19 protein-coding genes, 1 pseudogene and 1 riboswitch are annotated in these 18544 nt (G+C 35.8%); of the genes and pseudogenes, 11 read left to right on the forward strand and 9 right to left on the reverse strand.

Annotated features, from left to right (window positions below):
* The first annotated feature begins 233 nt into the window (after positions 1-233).
* From BAQ48_RS10085 to BAQ48_RS10095, 3 genes are all read left to right on the forward strand, one after another.
* A complete protein-coding gene (locus tag BAQ48_RS10085) occupies positions 234-944 on the forward strand; it encodes a TraX family protein (RefSeq protein WP_071710967.1) in 711 nt (236 codons plus the stop codon).
* Between the two features lie 383 nt (positions 945-1327).
* Entirely contained in the window at positions 1328-2188 is an 861-nt protein-coding gene (locus BAQ48_RS10090; protein WP_071710968.1) for an ABC transporter permease subunit, read from the forward strand.
* Positions 2178-3203: an ABC transporter permease subunit gene (locus BAQ48_RS10095; RefSeq protein WP_071710969.1), complete on the forward strand. Its 1026-nt coding sequence runs from the start codon at positions 2178-2180 to the stop codon at positions 3201-3203. The genes BAQ48_RS10090 and BAQ48_RS10095 overlap by 11 nt, the downstream gene beginning before the upstream one ends.
* 49 nt (positions 3204-3252) lie before the next feature.
* Here the strand turns inward: BAQ48_RS10095 and BAQ48_RS10100 are convergent, their stop codons facing one another.
* Complete coding sequence (locus BAQ48_RS10100) at positions 3253-4062, reverse strand: alpha/beta fold hydrolase (RefSeq protein ID WP_071710970.1); 810 nt, start codon at positions 4060-4062, stop codon at positions 3253-3255.
* A 21-nt stretch (positions 4063-4083) separates the two neighbouring features.
* Positions 4084-6111 (reverse strand): catalase, encoded by a 2028-nt coding sequence (locus BAQ48_RS10105; protein WP_071710971.1) that lies wholly within the window; start codon positions 6109-6111, stop codon positions 4084-4086.
* Between the two features lie 182 nt (positions 6112-6293).
* Between BAQ48_RS10105 and BAQ48_RS10110 the strand changes: the two genes are divergently transcribed.
* Positions 6294-7547 carry an ATP-binding protein gene (locus BAQ48_RS10110; RefSeq protein ID WP_071710972.1) on the forward strand — a complete coding sequence of 418 codons (1254 nt, stop codon included), beginning with the start codon at positions 6294-6296 and terminating at the stop codon, positions 7545-7547.
* On the forward strand, positions 7544-8761 hold the full coding sequence (locus tag BAQ48_RS10115) for an ATP-binding protein (protein WP_071710973.1): 1218 nt from the start codon (positions 7544-7546) through the stop codon (positions 8759-8761). The genes BAQ48_RS10110 and BAQ48_RS10115 overlap by 4 nt, the downstream gene beginning before the upstream one ends.
* Before the next feature lie 78 nt (positions 8762-8839).
* Here the strand turns inward: BAQ48_RS10115 and BAQ48_RS10120 are convergent, their stop codons facing one another.
* Both BAQ48_RS10120 and BAQ48_RS28610 read right to left on the reverse strand, forming a co-directional pair.
* A complete protein-coding gene (locus BAQ48_RS10120; RefSeq protein ID WP_071710974.1) occupies positions 8840-9793 on the reverse strand; it encodes a collagen-like domain-containing protein in 954 nt (317 codons plus the stop codon).
* Positions 9794-9932: 139 nt separating this feature from the next.
* Positions 9933-10046, reverse strand: a pseudogene (locus BAQ48_RS28610) (Nif3-like dinuclear metal center hexameric protein); the annotation flags it as partial.
* Positions 10047-10153: 107 nt separating this feature from the next.
* On the opposite strand from BAQ48_RS28610, the gene BAQ48_RS10125 reads away from it, so the two are divergent.
* Positions 10154-10477 carry an iron-sulfur cluster biosynthesis family protein gene (locus BAQ48_RS10125; protein WP_071710975.1) on the forward strand — a complete coding sequence of 108 codons (324 nt, stop codon included), beginning with the start codon at positions 10154-10156 and terminating at the stop codon, positions 10475-10477.
* Positions 10478-10678: 201 nt separating this feature from the next.
* Entirely contained in the window at positions 10679-11584 is a 906-nt protein-coding gene (locus BAQ48_RS10130) for a DMT family transporter (RefSeq protein WP_071710976.1), read from the forward strand.
* Positions 11585-11612: 28 nt separating this feature from the next.
* Here BAQ48_RS10130 and BAQ48_RS10135 read toward each other — a convergent pair whose 3' ends face one another.
* Positions 11613-11834: a hypothetical protein gene (locus BAQ48_RS10135; RefSeq protein ID WP_000639047.1), complete on the reverse strand. Its 222-nt coding sequence runs from the start codon at positions 11832-11834 to the stop codon at positions 11613-11615.
* A gap of 281 nt (positions 11835-12115) precedes the next feature.
* On the opposite strand from BAQ48_RS10135, the gene BAQ48_RS10140 reads away from it, so the two are divergent.
* The gene (locus tag BAQ48_RS10140; RefSeq protein WP_071710977.1) at positions 12116-12499 is read left to right on the forward strand and encodes an ATP synthase subunit I; all 384 of its coding nucleotides are present in this window, start codon (positions 12116-12118) and stop codon (positions 12497-12499) included.
* Positions 12500-12604: 105 nt separating this feature from the next.
* Here BAQ48_RS10140 and BAQ48_RS10145 read toward each other — a convergent pair whose 3' ends face one another.
* On the reverse strand, positions 12605-12802 hold the full coding sequence (locus BAQ48_RS10145; protein WP_071710978.1) for a hypothetical protein: 198 nt from the start codon (positions 12800-12802) through the stop codon (positions 12605-12607).
* A gap of 322 nt (positions 12803-13124) precedes the next feature.
* Positions 13125-14711: a phosphoenolpyruvate carboxykinase (ATP) gene (gene pckA, locus BAQ48_RS10150; RefSeq protein ID WP_071710979.1), complete on the reverse strand. Its 1587-nt coding sequence runs from the start codon at positions 14709-14711 to the stop codon at positions 13125-13127.
* 228 nt (positions 14712-14939) lie between these two features.
* A riboswitch (SAM riboswitch) is annotated at positions 14940-15061 on the forward strand.
* A 169-nt stretch (positions 15062-15230) separates the two neighbouring features.
* On the opposite strand from pckA, the gene metK reads away from it, so the two are divergent.
* Positions 15231-16430, forward strand: a complete 1200-nt coding sequence (metK, locus tag BAQ48_RS10155) for a methionine adenosyltransferase (RefSeq protein ID WP_000163118.1) — start codon at positions 15231-15233, stop codon at positions 16428-16430.
* A gap of 41 nt (positions 16431-16471) precedes the next feature.
* Here metK and BAQ48_RS10160 read toward each other — a convergent pair whose 3' ends face one another.
* Both BAQ48_RS10160 and BAQ48_RS10165 read right to left on the reverse strand, forming a co-directional pair.
* Positions 16472-16651, reverse strand: a complete 180-nt coding sequence (locus BAQ48_RS10160) for a hypothetical protein (protein WP_071710980.1) — start codon at positions 16649-16651, stop codon at positions 16472-16474.
* 6 nt (positions 16652-16657) lie between these two features.
* On the reverse strand, positions 16658-16837 hold the full coding sequence (locus BAQ48_RS10165; protein WP_071710981.1) for a hypothetical protein: 180 nt from the start codon (positions 16835-16837) through the stop codon (positions 16658-16660).
* A gap of 236 nt (positions 16838-17073) precedes the next feature.
* Between BAQ48_RS10165 and BAQ48_RS10170 the strand changes: the two genes are divergently transcribed.
* Entirely contained in the window at positions 17074-17583 is a 510-nt protein-coding gene (locus BAQ48_RS10170) for a MogA/MoaB family molybdenum cofactor biosynthesis protein (RefSeq protein WP_071710982.1), read from the forward strand.
* On the forward strand, positions 17580-18182 hold the full coding sequence (locus tag BAQ48_RS10175; RefSeq protein ID WP_071710983.1) for a molybdenum cofactor guanylyltransferase: 603 nt from the start codon (positions 17580-17582) through the stop codon (positions 18180-18182). Before BAQ48_RS10170 ends, BAQ48_RS10175 begins: the two co-directional genes overlap by 4 nt.
* Positions 18183-18544 lie beyond the last annotated feature (362 nt).

An 18544-nucleotide genomic window follows, 5' to 3' on the forward strand; every position in this document is an offset into this window, starting at 1 on the left:
AGGAAACAAAAAGAACTTGTATCATGGGTACAAGTTCTTTTTAATATTTAACGGGGTAACCAGACAAGCTGGGTTTAGGGAGTATTACCTGTGCTTTTAGTATATATGAAAATGTAATCGTTTTATTAATTGATTTGTGAGAAATATGTGAATTATTATCCCTTTCAAAATTACGGACTAAAGAGTTATAATAAATCCCTCTAAATTTGTAAAATCGTAATTGGAGGGAGAAAATGAGATTAACTGGATTTCAATTAAAAATGTTAGCAATGATATTAATGGTCTGTGATCATGTGTATCAATACATACCGAATAGCCCAATTTGGTTAACATACGTAGGACGTATTGTTGCACCAATTTTTCTATATTTTGTTGTAGAAGGATTCTTTTATACGCGAAGCCGGAAAAAATACATAGCAAGAATGTTTATGTGGGCAGTTATTATGAAGACGGGAAGTATTCTTATTATGCTACTTGTTCCTCCAAAAGGAGAGGGCATACAAAATAACATTTTTCTATACTTTGTTTTTGCATTTATATTATTAATTACGTTAGAACAATTTATGAAGAAAAAAACGATAATGCATTTCATATATGTTGTGTTAGGAACTGCTATTGCTTTATTGCCAGAGATGAGCATTTTTGGTGCTATGTCTGTATATGCTTTTTATTTCTTTAGACATGATAAGTTGAAACTGTCGATAGCGTATGTTGTAAGTAGCGTTGTTGCTACAATAGCTATGGGGTGGATTGCAGAAGGGGGAGCGATCTTTACAATACATGCTCTACTTGAAAATTATCAATGGATGATGATTTTCGCCCTGCCGTTCTTGCTACTTTATAACGGAGAAAGAGGCTATAATAAGACGTGGGCAAAGTATATGTTTTACGTATTTTATCCAGCACACATTTGGATGTTATATATCATTGGACAGTTTGTTTAATATGTTTAAGAGGAGTTCGTTCTTTAGGGCGAACTCCTCTTTTTAATTGGTTGCTAAGCCGATATAATGCAGTTTGTGTACGAGTTCAATTTATCCCGCTTTAATGGGCAGTAAGACCCCCACCTCAAAATTCAGCGAAAGCAAAGAAGTTAGGTGGGGGATCAACTGCCCATAAAAGTCCGATTGGTTCAACTAATAATCAGTGGGGGATGAAGAAAACCCCCACTGATTAAAGTTTCACTTTATAATCTTAACCATAAAGAAAATAATTTCTAGTTAAAAGTTTGATTTTAGGAAAGTACTTTTATATATATAGTTTTAATTATCAGAAAAATCAATTAAAATAAGAGAGAACTGAAAAAAATGTAAAAAGAGGTGGAATATTGAAAAGTTTTTGGGGTGGGAAAATAGTAGAGTTTTTTATTAGTATCGCAGTTATTCTGACTGTAAGTTATTTGCCATTTTCTTTGTTTTTAGGGAATAGCCTTAGTTTTACTACATATTTAGAGAGGTTAGCTTCGCCAAAGGATATTGCACATATTGATACAAACACTATGCAGTCAATTCCTTTTTTTGAACGAATTATGGAACCGTATACGTATTCTATGACCATTCTTTTAATTGCTACTTGTTTAACAATTATACTTTCAATTGGTCTTTCATCCGTATACTTATTAGTTTCTTCTAAAATTAAAAAGGGGATTGAGAGTTGTTTAATTTTAATAGAATCAGTTCCAGATTTATTATTAATTTTTAGTTTACAATTATTTGCTGTATGGCTGTATAAACAGACAGGGTATCGCTTCGTTACTATTTATGCGTTTAATGATGAACGTGCCTATTTCTTACCTATTCTTTGTATGACTATCGTTCCAACTCTGCATTTTTTCCGTATTATCGTTTTATTTTTAATGGAAGAGAAGAATAAGCCTTATGTGGAATTTGCTCGTGCAAAAGGGTTTAGTAATAAATATATACTGTATGTGCATTTATTACGTAATATAATGTATCATCTGTTAAATCACTTACAGCCACTGTTCTTGTTCATGATTTCAAGCCTCTTAATGGTAGAAGGTGCCTTTAATATTACAGGGTATATGTCTTTCTTAGTAAGGGCAGGTACTTTAAATCCTTTAACGATGGCATGGTGGATTCTTTTATTATTTGTTCCATTCTATATTCTATTTGCTATTATACATTACCGAGTAAATCGTATTACAGGAGGGGCTTCTCATGATATATAGAAACTTTCGCTCCAAACGTTTTTTGTTTGGTGTCCTGTATTTTGTAGGGATTGTTGTAATTAGTTATCTTATTACGTGGTTTGGTAAGGATTTATATACGAGTAAGACGATATGGATAAGAGATGAGAGTGGGAATGTTGTTGGGGCAGCTCCGTTCAATCCACTTACAGTACCACCGCTCGGTACAGATCGTAACGGTTTGAATTTATTTTTTCAATTATTAGTAGGGGCAAAGTTTACCATTTTATTCGTATTTGGCATATGTGTTGTACAAGTGTTTCTCGGTACGGTATTAGGTGTAATATTAGCTCATACACCATCTATCGTACAAAATTTATTTCAAAAAATATGTAAAGTGTATTTCTTCATTCCGACAGTGCTATGGGCGATTTTGTGGATATTTCCAATCATGTTGCACAGTGAATTAACTGGATTTAATATGGAGATTATTATAAAGCAATTTACTGTTCTTTGTTTTGCGCTACTGCCAGCTGTTATTCTTTATGTGAATCAAGAAATCAATTTATTTATGAAAAATGAGTTTGTTACTACTTCGAAAATATTAGGTGCTTCAAGGTTTCGGATTATTAGAAAGCATATATGGTTGTATTTAAAAGAAATTCTTGTTGTTCTTTTTTTACAGCAGTTTGTTCAATTATTTACGTTATTAATTCATTTAGCGTTTTTTGGGATTTTAATAGGGGGACGAGGTATAGATTATGATACGAGGAAGCCATACTCACTTACGAATGAATGGGCGGGGTTAATTGGTCTATACAAAAATGAATTTTTAGCGGCACCATGGATTGTCATTGCACCACTATTATTCTTTACGGTTTCGATATTCGTTTTACATTTAATGATTAAAGGAATAAAGAAAGAGCGAGGTAGAGGCTTATATTCTATGGATAAAAAGAAAAAGAATGAGCCATATGAACAAGGAAAGGAAAAGAAAGAAATAGATAAAGCTTTGTTCATTCAGGTATCGTCTAAATCGATAGAAAAAGGTAGTTAAGAAAAAAGAATTTGCTGTAAGGGCAAATTCTTTTTTTATTGCAGCGGGACTATGAATTTAAAAATTTTATAAGTTCCGTATTTAATTCATCTGCTTGATCGATTGGGGAACCGTGGCCACTATTTGTCAGAGCATGTAGTTGCGCATTTTTAATCCGCTTTTGCGTAAGCTCAGCGCTTTTATACGGGATAAGTTGGTCGTGAACGCCGTGGAATATTTTTGTCGGAACGTTAATCTTGCTTAAATCTTTCGTTACGTCTTCGTTTGCAGCTGCTTGCAAAATTTTGATGAGAGCATAGGAAGCGGACTGCATACCGAGATAAGAAAACCATTCTAACGTAGCAGCCCCTAAGTTTCTATTAAAAAATGATAAAGATACGTCACTTAAAAACTTTGGTAAATTTACATACATTTGATTAATGAGCGCATCTGCTTGTTCTTTTGGTACACCGTAAGGGGATTCTTGATTTTTAACGAATGAAGGAGAGACCGCATCAATTAATGCGAGCTTAGAAATGCGGTGACCGTTATAGCGGGACATATAGCGAATAGAAAGAGCACCACCGACTGAAAAACCGACTAACGTAGCATTTTCTACTTGGAGTGCTTCTAGAACAATTGCGATATCATCGGCTAATCGATCATATGTGTAACCAGTCCACGGTTTATCAGATTGCCCATTTCCGCGTATATCCATGGCGATGCAGCGAAAACCATGCTGTGGTAAAACATTGAGTTGATATTGATACATTTGATGATTTAAAGGCCAGCCATGGACGAAAAAAACCGTTTTACTACCAGGACCGGGATTAACGTCTTGCACAAAAATATGCACATCTTTCTCGACCGTAATAAACATGCAGTATCCCCCTTATGTGTATTAGTAGGCCCTATTCCAAAAACGTTGTTTTGTCATCGCTTGAATAAATTCATTTGCTAGGAGCGGAGGGTTTTGTTCTATTAAGACACCAGGCTTTCCTTCGATATTTAAAGATTGAATAATAGTAGAACCATTTTGGTAGGAACCAATTGGCTTAAAGTGATTATATGATTCTACGACAAATGAATTTGCTTTATTAAGAAAATGTTTATCCATATTTCCACCAATAAGAAGGAGACCATCGTAAAGAAGCGGAGATCCAGTTAGGAAAGTATCATTTACTTCCCACTGTACATTTTGTGTTCCTTGCACTGTGCCTAGTTTTTCAGAAATAATGACTGGTTGAAGGCCAACTTGCTTCAACTGATTTATTATATATTGTGCATTTTGTCCATCATATCCGTTTGCAACGATGACACCTACCCGTAATGTATTTGGACTAAATGTCGTATTTGCCATGCTCAGTGCTGGAGAGACCGTTGTAACGTTGGACTCTTGAACATTAGGGACTTTTGCTCCGACTGCTTCGGCTACTAATGTGGCTAATTCTGTACTAATATGCCCGACCATATCTACGACTTGTTGGCGGACGGATTTACTTTTAACCTTTCCTAATTCAAAGGAGAAGGCTTGCATAATATGAACTTTTTCGACGTTACTCATACTATTCCAAAATAAACGAGCTTGAGAGAAATGGTCTTTGAAACTAGCGGCTGTTTCTCTCGTTTTATGTCCAGATACAGTAGAAGGATATGTAACGAAGCCGCCTTTTGTCCCAGGCACAGTGTAAGGAGAATTATTTGCTAAGGAGTTATTATGGTAAGCAACTTTTCCTTTATCGATTATATATTTAGAAGCGCCATCTCTCTGGTTATTATGAAAAGGACATACTGGACGATTAATCGGTAACTCTTGATAATTTGTACCGACGCGTGCTAATTGTGTATCAGTGTAAGAAAAGAGCCTGCCTTGTAAGAGAGGATCATTGGTAAAATCAATACCGCGGACGATGCTTCCGGGATGCAGTGCGACTTGTTCTGTTTCAGCAAATACATTATCGACGTTCCTGTTTAACGTCATTTTTCCGATGATTTTAACCGGGAAATCTTCTTCAGGCCAAATTTTCGTTGCATCTAATATGTCGAAATCATATTTAAATTCATCCTCTTCTTCTAAAATTTGAATGCCAAGTTCATATTCCGGATAGTTTCCAGCATTAATATTTTCCCACAAATCACGGCGATGGTAATCTGGATCAGCACCGCCTAACTTTTGAGCTTCATCCCAAATTAATGAATGGACACCAAGCTTTGGTTTCCAGTGAAATTTTACAAAACGGGATTTTCCATTTTTATTAACTAAACGGAATGTATGAACGCCGAAGCCTTGCATCATTCGAAAACTTCGCGGAATCGTACGATCGGACATAATCCACATCATCATTGCAGCGGACTCCTGATTATTGGCGATGAAATCCCAAAACGTATCGTGCGCTGTTTGTCCTTGTGGAATTTCATTATGAGGCTCTGGTTTAAGAGCATGAATGAGATCGGGAAATTTAATACCATCTTGAATGAAAAATATCGGGATGTTGTTACCGACTAAATCAAAATTACCTTCTTCTGTATAAAATTTAACAGCGAACCCTCTTACATCTCGATTCGTTTCATTTGCACCTTTTGATCCGGCTACTTCAGAGAAACGAACGAAAAGCGGCGTTTTTTTTGAAGGGTCTTGTAGAAAGTTTGCCATTGTTAGTTCTTCTAAAGATTCATATAGCTCGAAAACACCATGTGCACCGTATCCTCGTGCATGAACGACTCGTTCAGGAATTCGTTCACGATCAAAATGAGAAAGCTTTTCTCGCATAAGGAAATCTTCTAGAAGGGTAGGACCACGATCGCCGACGGTTAAAGAGTTTTCATCATTTGAAATTTTAACACCTGTATTTGTTGTCATTTCCTTTCCTTCATTATTACGTGTAAAGGATTCGAGCTGTTCTGTCTTTTTATTTTCTTTGCCGTCCATATAAAACACCTCCCATAATATACGTATTATTGTTTAAAGTTTTTATGCTTACATATAGCCTGAAGACATTGCTATTTTGGGATGATTTTCCTCAAATGTTCGATTTATCTTTGTTTGTCTATGAAAATCATTTATTATAATAAATGGTATTCTTCGAGATATTATTTTGAAGGGGTGTTGAAGTGAAAGAAAGTTTTCTATCATATAAAGAAGAAGAAAGGAATGCCAAAATCTTTTTATGGCTGCTATCTGTCATTGTTGTTGTATACCAAGTTCTTTATACAACCCTATTAGAAAATAAAGCACCAATGGAAAATTTGCATAGAGGAATGTGGCAAGTTATATGCGGAGTAGCAATATTGTGCGTGAATATATATTTAATAAAAAAAGAAAAAGCAAATCTTATTAAATACGCTGGGATCCTCGTATACATAGGGATAGAAATCGCTAATATACTTTTGTATATGCTTTATAATAAGGCGGCATTTGATGGCACGAATGTAATAGAAATTATTCTCATTTTCTTTGTACCTATATTTTTAAATAAAAAATATTTTGTGTGTTTACTGGCGGCTATTATAGGGAAATATTTGATTTATTTATTTGTATTAGAGGAAGTAAAAGCATTCATGTTCCTTATTATGTACACACTTGTATTAATAGCTACATACATCATTTTAAATCGATTCTTGCAATATCTTTCAGCGGTAAAGGAAAGTATTAAGATTGCTAGTGAATCACAACAGTTAGCAGTAATCGGAAAAATGGCAGCGACAGTTGGACATGAAATTAAAAATCCACTTGCTTCATTAAAAGGATTTACACAATTACAGCGAGAGAAGCATGAGGAAGATCCAATTTATAAACGGATGATTCTTGAAATAGAGAATATGAATAATATGATTAGTGAATTGATGGAAGTTGCTACATGCAAACCCTCTGTTTATAAGCAACATGATGTAGGAGAGATTGTATTACAAGCAGCAGCAACTCTTCGTGAAAAAATGTGTGAGTCAAATGTTCAGCTTATTTCTAATGTGGAAGGAAAAAAGATAGAGATTGAATGTGATGAACGAAAAATAAAGGGCGTATGTATATATATTATAAAAAATGCTCTGGAGGCAATGGAGCAAGGTGGAATATTAGAGTTACGAATAGAAAATAAAGATCAAGATTATGTAATGATCAGTATAATTGATAATGGCTATGGAATTAAGGATGAATATATAACGCTTGTTAAAGAGCCTTTCTATACAACGAAACACGATAAAATTGGTCTGGGACTTACGGTAGCAGATCGAATTGTTACTGAGCATCTTGGTGAATTACATATTTTAAGTGAAAGAAATATTGGAACGAGAATAGACATTTCTCTCCCAAAAAAGTATGAAAATAATGAAATACAGGTAGAGGAAAAGCTAGGAGTTACCATATGAATAAAGACTATATATTTGAAAATGAAGAAATAAAGGCGCTCAAAGCGTTTTTAAGCTTATTTTTTATTATATTTTTTGTATATGACCTTGCCTATGAATTTATCGTACCTTTAATAGGTGCAGAGCAAGAAGGGGTAGGCGTATTTGAAGATGGTTTAGGTTTATGGCTTTATGTTTTGATGATAATCTTATTTTGCACTGGAATATACTTCATGAAATGGAAGAATCCATTTATGGTAAAGTATATGATTCTAATTGGCTATAATCTGTTAGATTTTATTCATAATATTATGATTTACTATGGTAGCGATGCTGAGTTTGATGGTGGGAATATAGTAGAAGGATTCTTTATTTTATTCGCACCAATCTTTGTAAGTAAAAGATATTTTTGGTTAGTCGTAGGGATACTGGTTGGAAAGTACGCTCTTATAGGAATCATTATTCAATCTTCTCTCGTATTAATCCCAATGGCATTATGTAGCGTATTTGCTATTATATGTTGGATTATATTTTTGAGACTGCAGTCTTATGTTCGTACGCTTGAGATGATGGATAAAGAAATAAAACAAACAGAAAAATTAGCAACAGTTGGGAAAATGGCGACAGCTATTGGCTATAAAATTAGAAGACCTCTAGCAAATTTGAAAAAACTTGTGAATAAGCAAGCAAACAAATATCCAGAAGACAAGATTTATAGTGATATTATGAAACAAGAGGTAGATCGAATTCATACAATTGCTACAGAACTTAGCGGGCTTGAGAAATCTAATTCGATAGAATCAGAAACTCATAATATACAAGAAATTATCTCTTATGTTATTCAAGTTATGGGCAAGCCTGCTTTAGAACAAGGGGTACACATACAAGGTATTTACAGTAAAGACATACCGTTAATCACATGTGATGAAAAACGATTAAAACAAGTGTTTTTTAACTTAATTAAAAATGCAATTGAAGCAATGTCAATTGGCGGAACGATTACGATTAAAGTAATTGTAGAAGATGGAATCATTGTTCAAGTGAAAGATGAAGGTTGCGGAATTCCAAAAGAGAAAATTCCGAAGTTAAATGAAGCTTTTTATACAACGAAAGAAACGGGAACAGGATTAGGATTAGTAGTTACAGAAAAAATTATTAAAGACCACAACGGTAAGATGAGTTTTGAAAGTGAAGTTGGGGTTGGAACGACGGTTAATATTATGTTGCCGATATAGTAGTGGAGTTTTAAAAAGGGAGATCACCTATTTGAGAGTGATCTCTTTTTTGTTAAATAAATTACTTTAAAGAGGGAACTAAATATTAGTGATTAGAAAAACAGAATATACAGCACTGGCAGTAATTCCAGGGGCAATATAAAGGGATAGAGCATCTCCTCTCGAAACGGGGTTTCCAGCTGTAATGCTAGTCCAGGTTACAGTAGCTGGACCTACTGCTGGAGTAGGATTAAATACTTGAATTTGTCCCGATCCAGTATCCGTCGGTTTAATTGAAAATACCATAGTTCCGGTAATTTTGTCAGTAGTAGTTAAGGTAATAGTAGATAGAATGTAACTAGAGGTAGGGGCAGTGAGGTTTGTGGGGACATTCCTGCAAATATCAATCGTATAAACAGAAGCAGGTAAGTTATTTACATTTATTGACGCAGCAAAGCCAACTATACTACCGGATCCAGCAGTGACATATGGAATAACATTAGAGTCAATTCCAGGAGAGCCCGCTATACGTTGGAACCCAGCATTTGTTCCTTGAAAAACAATACTTTTAGCTGAAGCACTACCCGCAGAGCCAGTGGGTCCAGTACTCCCGGTAGATCCAGTGTTTCCGGAAGGTCCGGTGATGCCAGTGGGCCCAGTACTCCCGGTAGATCCAGTGTTTCCGGAAGGTCCAGTGATGCCAGTGGGTCCAGTGCTCCCGGTAGATCCAGTGTTTCCGGAAGGTCCAGTGCTCCCCGTAGGTCCACTTTCCACTAATACGATATAATCTAGAGATATATTTGGAAAACCTTGAGGTGCATCTTTTTTAACAACATAGCCGCTGCCCGTATAAGTGACAACTTGTCCTTTTTTATAGTTGGGAGCGGCTGCTAGACTAAAGGTGGTAGTACTTTGTAAACCGGCACCGGAAGGTCCTATAGCCCCAGTCGGTCCTGTAGCCCCTGTAGGCCCGGTGCTTCCGGTAGCACCGGTACTACCAATAGAACTGCCGTTTCGTCTGCCGTCGCAACTAAAGCAATTACGTTGATACATGTACGTTCTCCTTTCTACATTTTGGAAATCTAGTTTTAAAAATAGAACTACTATATATATATTAGAAATTCTATGTTTTTGTGTGGTTGATTGTATTGTGTATATAGATTTCAAAAATAGGGGGGAGAATTGAATTTTTTTAGAGGAACCATTTTTCTTGCGGAAGCAAAGCAATATTTATATCAAAATTCGCATTAAACCAATCATATATCAATTTTTCTTTCACTAAATATTTAGAGACAGAGTGTGATACAGCCTCTTTTATCACATATGTTAGTCTTAATTTTTTGTATACAATGATTTAGAAAAATAGTGGTACAATATATGAAGGATACGAGAAGAGAGGATGAAGATTAGAGTATGTACGTTACTGTAACAGAAGCAGCATATAAAAAGATTATGGATACGATTCCAAGTGAAGCGAAATATATAAAATTATTCTACGATAATGAAGGTTGCGGTTGTGTAATGAGCGGAATTATCGATTTAGTAGCTATAGCAGAAAAAGATGAGCGTGATGTAGATATTGAATCAAACCAATTTAGCTTTATCGCAGATCGTACAAAGCTTGTATTTATGGATGACAAGTTAACAGTCGATTGGCATGAAGGTGGAGGGACTTTTCAGCTAAAAAGCCCGAGCCAGTTTTATAATCCAAATATGAAGTTACATGTTCGAGTGTAACAAAGAAAAGGCCGCCCAAAAATATTTTTGAAGCGGTCTTCTTTAATTATATAAGATGTTATTATTGGCGTTTTTGTTGATAAATTAATACCCCTTGTTGAATTGCCGATATGACTTCGTTTACAAAATGAGCTACTTAATACAATGAAATGTACATGTGATTGAATTTTCTGTATAATCGTATTTGCGGAGGGGATACGCATGAGAAAATGGGGAATGGAGTTATTACTTTTAAGTGTCGTTATTATTTGGGGGATTAACTTTACGATTGCGAAATATGGACTTTTAGAATTTACAGCAATTGAGTTTACTGCACTTCGGATGATATCGGCGGCACCGCTTATGTTACTCCTTACATTTTTTATTGAAAAGTCGGTTTATATGGAGCGAAAGGATATACCTAGATTAATTATCGTTAGCGTTGTAGGTATTGTACTGTATCAAACGTTATTTATGGAAACTGTCAAATATACATCCGCTACAAATGCCTCTTTACTTATTTCTATTTCACCAATTTTTACAACTGTATTTGCGATTTTCTTGAAACAAGAAAAGTTTTCTTCTCGAAAGCTTATCGGTTCTATCATTGCATTTTGTGGTGCAGCTTTAGTTTTAGTAGCAGGGAACTCACTTGCTAGTTCTTTTTACGGGAATGGCATTGGATTAATTACATCAATATGCTGGGGGCTTTATCCTGTTTTAGCAAGTCCATTAATTAAAAAATATTCAGCACTACGTGTTACCGCATGGTCAGCACTAGTTGGCGCGATTCCGCTTTTGCTTTTAAGTGGACCATACGTATTTATAATGCCATTTCACATTACACATGGAATGACACTATTTGCTTTACTATATTCTATTTTCTTTGTAACAGTGTTCGGTTTAGTTATGTGGTATGTTGGAGTTCAAAAAATTGGAGCGTCACATACGATGGTATATATGTATATAACGCCACTTGTAGCTGTTTTATTTGCAGCAGTATGGGCAAAGGAATATATTTCATTACAACAAATAATTGGTGGAATGGTCATTTTCTTCGGTCTATGGTTTGTGAAATCAGAGAAAGTAAAAGTACATTCTACTGCGGGGGAACCTATATCAAAATAGGAAAACAGATCACCTATGATCTGCTTTCCTATTTTTTTATTTTTGGTAAGAAGATGAGAAATAAGATCGCAGTAATAAGTGGAATTAAGTTTAAAAACGGAATGCGGAAGAGTGTAATAAGAATAATACCTGGAAGAAGAACACCGAGGACAGCATAGAAAATACTATGATTTTTCGTGTACCAATACAATGAAAGTCCAATAAGTGCAGGGACAATGAGGTGGATGAGAGCCATTAAAAAATAAATCATTAGACGCCCCCTTTATTTGTGTACTCATTACATCATATCCGTATGTTCATAGATTGATATCAATTTTTTCATAAATGGACGAAAAATGTTTGGAAAAACGTCACAAATTATGAGAATATGATGTTTGAAATCTTGTATAATATTATTTCCTAAAAACATTCAAACAACATAAACATTGTGTTTATGTTGTTTTTAATTTGAGTGAAATGGATGTAAGCAGTATAGATTTGAAAGAAATTTTTGTTGGATAGATAAACATTACAGAAGAAGAGGAGAACAGCATGATTAGTATGTCATTAAGGTCGTTTAAAATTCAATCGTATTATCTACTAGGTATTTTGTTGCTAGGCTGGATGGTAACACCGTTTTCAGCACATTTTTTAGGTGCAGGAATTGGACTTATTGTAAGTATGTATTGTGTTTGGCTTTTAGGAAGACGGATTGAAAAACTTGGAGATTGTATTGTAAAGAAGACGAAAGCACCGACGCTCGGTATGTTTAATCGTTTTGCAGCTGCTATTTTGGGTGCCATTATTATGTATGAAATTGAGCACCATATGGTGATGTGGGCGTTTGCAGTAGGGATTATGGGCGGTTATTTCTTAATTGTTGTTAATTTAGGATACTATAGTATGAAAGATGAGAAGGAATTAACGAAGAGTTAAAAAGCCTCTTTTTAGATGAAATAGAGGATCCGGCGATGGATGTACAACAGGAAGCGAAACTTTGCATAAAATACAGGTTTCAGCTTCCAATAAGTTAACATGAAATCACTTATTAGTATGACCCTTAGGTTCTTTAAAAAAGTTGGATATAATACAACAAATTATTCCGGTAATTAGAATAATGTATTTTATCGTTTCACTTGTATGCTCAAATAAATTAACGTTAAGCATCACAAGTCCCCAAAACATTTGGATTGCTCCATAACTGAATAAAATTTTTCCTGTACGAGAAAAAATTTTCATAGGTTCCACCCCTTCCTATATATGTAAATTATATCATAAGAAAATTAAAACGAATGATTATAAAATGAATTTTCTGTATTTTTTGATGTTGGTAAGTGATTTTTTGATGTTGGTAAGTGATTTTATGAGTTAAGTTACAGATGAAGAGATTAAAGTTTTAAGATATAGAAAGAAGCTTACGTAAAAAACGTAAGCTTCTTTTTTATGTAAGTGTGTGTAACCGTTAAGCCGCATTGGGTTTTGTCGGTGAGTACGCGGAACTTTACGGTTACACGACACTTATTCATATGAGTAAAGGGTTATTCCAACAGAAAATTTGTACTTAAGCGATTGGACCGCCTAAGTTAATAATGTCTTCAGAAACGCTTTCGAACTTTTTGAAGTTCTCTTTGAATTCATTTGCAAGCTCGATTGCTTTTGCTTTGTAAGCAGCTTTATCAGCCCAAGTTTGTTCAGGCATTAACACTTCGTCAGGTACACCTGGTACGTGAAGTGGAACTTCAAGACCGAAGATGTCATGTTTAGCTGTTTCAGTTTTCGCAAGTTCGCCGCTTAATGCTGCTTGAATCATTGCACGAGTGTAACCTAAGTTCATACGCTTACCAACGCCGTATTCGCCACCAGTCCAGCCAGTGTTTACTAAGAATACTTTTGCGTCATGTTTCTCGATTTTTTCACCAAGCATTTCAGCATAGCGAGATGCATCAAGTGGTAAGAATGGTGAACCGAAGCAAGTTGAGAATGTAGCTTGCGGAGATGTAACGCCGCGCTCTGTGCCTGCTAGTTTACTAGTGTAACCACTTAAGAAATGGTACATAGCTTGTTCTTTTGATAACTTACTGATTGGAGGCAATACGCCAGATGCATCAGCAGTTAAGAAAATAATTGTATTTGGATGTCCTGCAACACTTGGCAGTACGATATTGTCAATCGCATGCATAGGGTATGCAGCACGTGTATTTTCTGTTAAAGTAGTATCGTTGTAGTCTGCGATACGCGTTTGGTCATTAATGATAACGTTTTCTAAAACAGATCCAAATTTGATTGCATCGAAAATTTGTGGCTCTTTCTCGTGAGAAAGGTTTACGCATTTCGCATAGCAACCGCCTTCAATATTGAATACACCGTTATCAGACCATCCATGCTCGTCGTCACCGATTAATTTACGGTTTGGATCAGCAGACAATGTTGTTTTACCTGTTCCAGATAATCCGAAGAATAGTGCCACGTCGCCTTCTTCACCTACGTTTGCAGAGCAATGCATAGAAAGGATATCTTGTTCAGGTAGTAAGAAGTTCATAATAGAGAAAATTGATTTTTTCATTTCTCCAGCGTATTCTGTACCACCGATCAGTACGATACGTTTTTCGAATGAAACCATAATGAATGCTTCAGAATTTGTGCCGTCAATTGCTGGGTCTGCTTTGAAGTTCGGCGCAGAAACAATTGTAAATTCTGATTCATGAGTTGTTAATTCTTCTTCAGTTGGACGAATAAATAATTGGTGTACGAACAAATTATGCCATGCGTATTCGTTAACAACTTGAATTGGTAGGCGATAGTTGCGATCAGCGCCTGCAAATCCTTTGAAGATGAATAACTCTTCTTTTTCTTTTAAGTATTCTAATACTTTTGTATATAATTTATTAAAATGTTCTTCAGAAATCGGTTGGTTCACAGCTCCCCAAGCAATTTTGTCAGCAACCGATGCTTCTTTCACAATAAATTTATCTTTAGGAGAACGTCCTGTATATTTTCCAGTTGAAGCAGAAACGGCACCAGTCGAAGTTAATTTCCCTTCATTTCGCATTAATACTTTTTCCACTAATTGCGGAACACTTAGTTGAATCTGTGCATTGCTTCCGTTCAATAATTCATGTAAACCAATTTGGACATTCACAGTACTCATATTTATATACCATCCTTTTCATTTAATGAAATATTTCTCGTAATCCCCATCAAGAGTATAACACAATTATATAAATAATGTATACTATTTCTTTATTTTTGTTTGTGTGAATGTATTAATTCCTTATTAATATTCCGTTCTCTCTCTATTGAGAAAAACTTTCAGGAAAATGTGAATATTAATTGACAAATGAATATCATTTCTTTAGTATAGGTTGGGACGGATACTCTCTTATCCCGAGCTGGCGGAGGGACAGGCCCGATGAAGCCCAGCAACCTCATCTGTATTGGTAAATACAGGTGAATAGGTGCTAAAACCTGTGCGAGGCTACAGGTCTCGAACGATAAGAGCGAAGGGCAAAAAGCAGTATGCAAGTAGCAAATTAAACCTTTCCTCTATGTAAAGTGGGAAAGGTTTTTCTGTATGCTTGTGTGGGAGAATAAATGTATGTCGCAGTTTGTGGCAAATTAAGGATGAGTTCCGTACAATATATACAATTACTGTAGGGAGGTTTACCACATGACAAAAAAACGTCATCTGTTCACATCTGAGTCTGTAACTGAAGGACATCCAGATAAAATTTGTGACCAAATTTCTGATTCAATTTTAGATGCGATCTTATCAAAAGACGCAAATGCACGTGTAGCTTGTGAAACAACTGTAACAACTGGTTTAGTATTGGTAGCGGGGGAAATTACGACTTCTACTTACGTAGACATTCCGAAAATCGTTCGTGAAACAATTCAAGGCATTGGTTACACACGCGCAAAATACGGATTCGATGCAGAAACTTGTGCAGTTTTAACATCTATCGATGAGCAATCTGCTGACATCGCTATGGGTGTTGACCAAGCGCTAGAAGCACGCGAAGGTCAAATGACTGACGCTGAGATTGAGGCAATTGGTGCAGGAGACCAAGGTTTAATGTTTGGTTTCGCATGTAATGAGACACAAGAGTTAATGCCACTTCCAATCTCGCTTGCTCACAAATTAGCTCGCCGTTTAACTGAAGTACGTAAAGATGATACATTATCATACCTACGTCCGGATGGAAAAACGCAAGTTACAGTTGAGTATGATGAAAATGGTAAACCTGTACGTGTAGATACAATCGTAATTTCTACACAGCATCATCCAGATGTTACATGGGAAGAAATCGATCGCGATTTAAAAGAGCATGTAATTAAAGCTGTAGTTCCAGCAGAATTAATGGATGGAGAAACGAAATTCTTCATTAACCCAACTGGCCGCTTCGTAATTGGTGGACCACAAGGTGATGCTGGTTTAACAGGACGTAAAATCATCGTTGATACTTACGGTGGATACGCTCGCCACGGTGGCGGTGCATTCTCTGGTAAAGATGCAACGAAAGTTGACCGTTCAGCAGCATATGCAGCTCGTTATGTTGCGAAAAACATCGTAGCAGCTGGTCTTGCTGACAAAGCAGAAGTACAACTTGCATACGCAATCGGTGTAGCACAACCAGTATCAATTTCAGTTGATACATTCGGCACTGGTAAAGTATCTGAAGACGTATTAGTAGAACTAGTTCGTAACAACTTCGATCTTCGCCCAGCTGGTATTATTAAAATGCTAGACTTACGTCGCCCAATTTACAAACAAACAGCAGCTTACGGCCACTTCGGACGTACTGATGTAGATCTAACATGGGAACGTACAGACAAAGCTGCAGCTTTAAAAGAGCAAGCTGGTCTATAATATATGAAAAAAAGCTTTGCGCGGTGAGCGCAAAGCTTTTTTTATTTTGTTTTACTTATTATTTGAATACATGAATGACAATGTACTTCTCCTTCTAGTTCAATATACTTTTTCATATTTGTCATTCCGCTTGCCGGAAAGGGCATATGAATCCATGCTTTTTCATACGTTTGTATTTCTTTTTGACATGATTTACAAAGGATTGGTTTCTTACGGAACATAGAAAATCAACCTTTCAGTTGGCGTGCTTTTCCGGCGCAAAAAGCACTGCATAGTAAAAATAGCGTTGCGAATATAATGCTCACTAATGTAGCGGATGGGATTGCCCCTTTTAGAGAAAAACCGACGGTGATGGAAGCGATAAATAAGAGGATGAATGTTGTTGTTAATTTTTTATATAGTTCCATACTATGTAGACCTCCAATTTATTTTTTAGTACAAGTTTTAAAATTGAATTCTATTATGTAGAAAATATAAAGAGTAGCTAAAGATGTGTAGTCTAGGAGTATAAGAAAGTGCACTTTCCTTTTTGTGGGTTAGTATACTTATATTGTATCATGGCGCATTATTGGCTTCATACATAATTGTGTAAAGATATGTATGATAAAATGAAGAAAAGTCTTTAAGAAAGGAAAGATGAAAAATGAGTGTAAACGAGCATAAAAAACAAGCACCAAAAGAAGTGCGCTGCAAGATCATAACGATTTCCGATACACGTACAGAAGAGACAGATAAGAGCGGACAACTATTACATGAATTGTTAAAAGAAGCAGGACATACAGTGACTTCTTATGAAATTGTAAAAGATGATAAAGAAAGCATTCAGCAAGCAGTGTTAGCTGGCTATCATAAGGAAGATGTAGATGTTGTATTAACGAATGGCGGTACTGGTATTACGAAGCGTGATGTCACAATTGAAGCGGTATCAGTTCTATTAGATAAAGAAATTGTCGGATTTGGTGAGTTGTTCCGCATGATTAGTTATTTAGAAGATATCGGAAGCAGCGCAATGTTAAGTAGAGCAATTGGCGGTACAATTGGGCGTAAAGTAGTCTTTTCAATGCCGGGATCTAGCGGAGCCGTTCGCCTTGCGATGAATAAATTAATTTTACCGGAATTAGGTCATATTACATTTGAGCTGCATCGCCAATGAGTAAGTGGGCTGGAATTGTATTAGCCGGCGGTATGTCGAGTAGATTCGGTGAGCCGAAAGCACTAGCAATTTGGAAGGGGACTACTTTCGTTGAGCATATTGCGAAAGTGATGACAAGTACTTTGCAAGAAGTTGTAGTCATTAGTCACTCCGATATAAAAGAGCGAGTAGAGCAACTTATACAAGTTCCTGTTATAGAAGATATTCCGCATTATAAAGGGAATGGACCACTTGCTGGAATTGTATCAGGAATGGAATATATAGAAGCAGATTGGTACGCGATTATGCCTTGCGATGCGCCAAATGTTTCACAAGAATGGTTTCCCATTTTACTAGAGCAAACGAGTGATGAGTATGATGCGGTTGTACCTATTATTAATGGAAGAAAACAGCCGTTACTTGCAGCGTATCATAACCGTGTGAAAGAGAAGATTTACACTTTACTTCAGGAAGAGAAAAGAAGTATGGGCCAGCTTTTATCACAATGCAATGTGAAATATATTGCTGGTGAAGATGTACAAGCGAATGCAGATTGGTTTATAAATGTGAATACGAAAGAAGAATATGCGCAGGTTCAAAAAAACCTTTCAAATGAATGAAAGGTTTTTTGATATACAGAAATTGGGGAACAATTACTGTATAAAGGTATGTGAGTAAGTTGATTTTAAGGGGAATTTCTTAAAATCATCATACAATAAAAATACTGTACAACCATATTTTAATTTTTATGGGTTTTTATTACAAGTCTGTTTAGTTATGTATCTTTTTGATATAATGAATATAGAAATAAATAGATGTTTCACCTTGTGTATCATTTAGCAAACGAAATTTTATAATTGTGTAAAAAACTCCCTTCGTCTTTTGAAGGGAGTTTTTTGTTTTGAAATTGATTTATCCCGCTTTAATGGGCAGTAAGACCCCCACCTCAAAATTCAGCGAAAGCAAAGAAGTTAGGTGGGGG

The sequence above is a fragment of the Bacillus luti genome, assembly GCF_001884105.1.
GTDB classification, from domain to species: Bacteria; Bacillota; Bacilli; order Bacillales; family Bacillaceae_G; genus Bacillus_A; species Bacillus_A luti.